At 66.8% G+C, this 2922-nt stretch carries 3 protein-coding genes and 1 pseudogene; 3 read left to right on the forward strand and 1 reads right to left on the reverse strand.

Annotated elements, in window-relative coordinates:
* Positions 1-154: 154 nt before the first annotated feature.
* Positions 155-295: pseudogene (locus ABZ646_RS44025) on the forward strand (DNA-binding protein); the annotation flags it as partial.
* Positions 296-404: 109 nt separating this feature from the next.
* Complete coding sequence (locus ABZ646_RS44030) at positions 405-632, forward strand: winged helix-turn-helix domain-containing protein (protein ID WP_360532681.1); 228 nt, start codon at positions 405-407, stop codon at positions 630-632.
* Positions 633-945: 313 nt separating this feature from the next.
* Here ABZ646_RS44030 and ABZ646_RS44035 read toward each other — a convergent pair whose 3' ends face one another.
* Positions 946-1458, reverse strand: a complete 513-nt coding sequence (locus ABZ646_RS44035) for a helix-turn-helix domain-containing protein (protein WP_360532684.1) — start codon at positions 1456-1458, stop codon at positions 946-948.
* Positions 1459-1581: 123 nt separating this feature from the next.
* On the opposite strand from ABZ646_RS44035, the gene ABZ646_RS44040 reads away from it, so the two are divergent.
* Positions 1582-2553, forward strand: a complete 972-nt coding sequence (locus tag ABZ646_RS44040; RefSeq protein ID WP_360532687.1) for an SDR family NAD(P)-dependent oxidoreductase — start codon at positions 1582-1584, stop codon at positions 2551-2553.
* Positions 2554-2922 lie beyond the last annotated feature (369 nt).

A 2922-nucleotide genomic window follows, 5' to 3' on the forward strand; every position in this document is an offset into this window, starting at 1 on the left:
AACGCGTTCCAGATCGCTTTCGAAGGCCGCCTGACTCCGAGCAACAACTGACCATCAACAACCAAGATCAGCCGTTAAATTGACACACCCAATCGTGACGCTGAGGTGGAAAGGGTGGGGTGACAGCGGGCGTTGGCGGTGCTACATCCTCGTCATGAGGTACGCGGATGGCGGCGGTCTGACCGCTGCGGGGCGGGCGAAGCGTGAAGCGGTGCGCTTCGAGGCTGCGGGGATGTTCGAGCAGGGGGTGCGGCCGCCGGAGGTGGCTCGCAGGTTGCGGGTGTCGCGGAAGTCGGCGTACGCCTGGTACGGCGCCTGGCGTGAGAGCGGCAGCGCGGCCCTGACGTCCAAGGGGGCCGGCGGCGCACGGCTGGACGGAGGACCAGCGGTGGACGCCGGCCAGAGTGGCCGAGCTGATCGACAGGCTGTTCGGGCACCGGTACACCCCGCGTGGGGTGTCGTATCTGCTGCACCGGCTGGGCTGGTCGCCGCAGGTCCCCGCGCACCGGGCGGTCGAGCGGGACGAGCGGGCCGTTGAGCTGTGGCGGACGGAGCAGTGGTCACGGGTAAGAGGACGGCCCAGCTCCTGGGCGCGTGGGTGGTCTTCGAGGATGAGGCCGGACAGGACCTGAAGCCCGGGAAGGGCCGGACCTGGTCGCGGAGGGGCCGGACTCCGTTGGTCAGGGTGACGGGCAAGGGCTCCGGCCGGGTCCTGATGCAAGGCTGATGCGTTCTCAGCCGGCGAGATGAGCTGATCGCGTACGTCATCTTCCCTGTTGGGTAGACGTGTTGAAGTAGGCCGAACAGGGGTGGAAGCCTGCCGGGTTGGCGTACGTTCCGGGCGCCAGAGGATCGTCCGGCGGCGGGGGATCGGTGCCAGATCTGGCCGGGTGGGCGGACCTGGCTCTTCGGCCGGGCTCTCTCCCGCGGCTTCGGTGAGCGTCTTCAACGCACCAGGAGATTGATGGCGACCTCCAGTCGTTCGAGGTAGAAGTCCCGCGATGCGGCCTGGTGCTTGAGGCCGGTCGATGCGCTGATCATCGTCTGGGCGACTTGGCGGGCCGCCGCTTGTCCTGCCTCGACGGCGATCGCGTTTGTGATCAGTTGCTCGAAACGTTGCGGCGTGGTCTCGACGATCTCCCCCAGGAGGCCCGGGTTGTCCTCGATGACCATCGCCACATCGCGTGTCAGCGGGCCGATGTAGCGGCCCGCCCACTGGTCGAACGCATCGAGGAGGCGCTCCGCAAGGGGTCGGCCGGTATCGGCCAGGACGTGTTCGACCGCTGTGATGTCGCGCTCCAATGCCTGGGTGACGGCGGCGCGGAACAGGCTCTCCTTCGAGGAGAAGAGGAAATACAGCCCGGGCCGGGAGATGTCCGCCGCCCGCGCCACCTCCTCCATCGAGGTCTTCCGGTAACCGAATCGCGCGAACGTGACCATGGCGGAGTCCAGAACCATGGTCCGACGGTCGGTGTCGGCGACCGTCGGCGGCGGGGGGCTGGGGGTGGGACTGTTCATGGACCGAGCATACGAGCGAGAGTCGCACTATACAAATAAAGACTAGTGCGTATAGTCACCGCCATGACTACTCGCGAACCCATCTCCACGCCCTTCACCGCCTCCAGCACCGCGGACGAGGTACTGCGAGGTGTCGACCTCACCGGCGTCCGCGCGATCGTGACGGGAGCTTCCTCCGGAATCGGGATCGAGACAGCTCGCGCGTTGACCGCTGCCGGGGCCGAGGTGACGCTCGCTGTCCGGAACACGACGGCGGGAGACGCCGTCGCTGAGACGATCGAGAAGTCGACCGGGGGAATACGGCCCCGAGCCGTCCGGCTCGACCTTGCCGACAGGACCACCGTCACGCGATTCGTTGATGCGTGGGACGGCCCGCTGCACCTGCTGATCAACAACGCGGGCGTGGTCACCGGTGGCCTCGAACGCACACGTGAGGGCTGGGAGCTGCAATTCGCGACGAACCATCTTGGCCACGTCGCCCTCGCCACCGGCCTTCATGACGCCCTGGCCCTGGGAGCGGCCGACCGCGACGGAGCACGGATCGTCTCGGTCAGTTCGACGGCGCACATGCGTGCCGGCATCGACTTCGGCGACCTCCACTTCGAGCGTCGCAGCTACGATCCGCAGATTGCCTACGCCCAGTCGAAGACGGCGAACTCTCTTTTCGCCGTCGAGGCAAGTCGCCTCTGGGCATCCGACGGCATCATCGCCAATGCGGTGAACCCCGGCGGTGTCGCGACGGGACTGCAGCGGAACTTCACAACGCAACAGAAGAAGTCGCTCGACGCGGCCGAAGCCGCAGGAGTCTTCACGTACAAAACGGTCGAGCAGGGCGCTGCCACCAGCATCGTCGCAGCCGTCGCCCCGGAGTTCGCGCACTCCGGAGGCCACTACCTCGACGATGCACAAGAGGCCTACACGGTGACGAACGATGCCGACCTCGCGCAGCACCCGCACGGTGTCAAGGAATGGGCGCTCGATCCCGCCACCGCCAAGCGCCTCTGGACGGTCTCGACCGACCTGCTCCGCGTCTGACCTCTCGACGCCACAGCAAGCGGTACCGCCGCCTTCTTGGTTGGTCACCGCATCGGCCCACAAGGCCGGTAACACATGGCCTGCGAAGATGGCCACGTCCGATGCGCAGAGCCAAAACCCGGTCGGTTCCTCTCCGAGAGCCCGGTGCGGGCCCCGCCTTCGTCGCGACCGAGACGCTGGCCAGCGCGGCTCAACACGCTGAATCTGACAGAGAAGTACGCGCAGGCGTGGACCGTCAACCCAGTTCTGCAACGAGAGACACGACCCCTGATGATCAAGGTTGTCGAAGCCTTTGATCATGAACAGGGGGTGTACCGGAGCGACGACGCCGGCGCGCACTGGACGGACATCGGTGCGGGCCTGCCCTCC

Source organism: Streptomyces sp. NPDC007162 (assembly GCF_040634175.1).
GTDB lineage: Bacteria > Actinomycetota > Actinomycetes > Streptomycetales > Streptomycetaceae > Streptomyces.

What these genes read in the sequence shown, in the direction of transcription:
- ABZ646_RS44035 (WP_360532684.1), bottom strand. Translation starts at nt 1,458, where the DNA reads ATGGTTCTGGACTCCGCCATGGTCACGTTCGCGCGATTCGGTTACCGG.
- ABZ646_RS44040 (WP_360532687.1), top strand. Translation starts at nt 1,582, where the DNA reads ATGACTACTCGCGAACCCATCTCCACGCCCTTCACCGCCTCCAGCACC.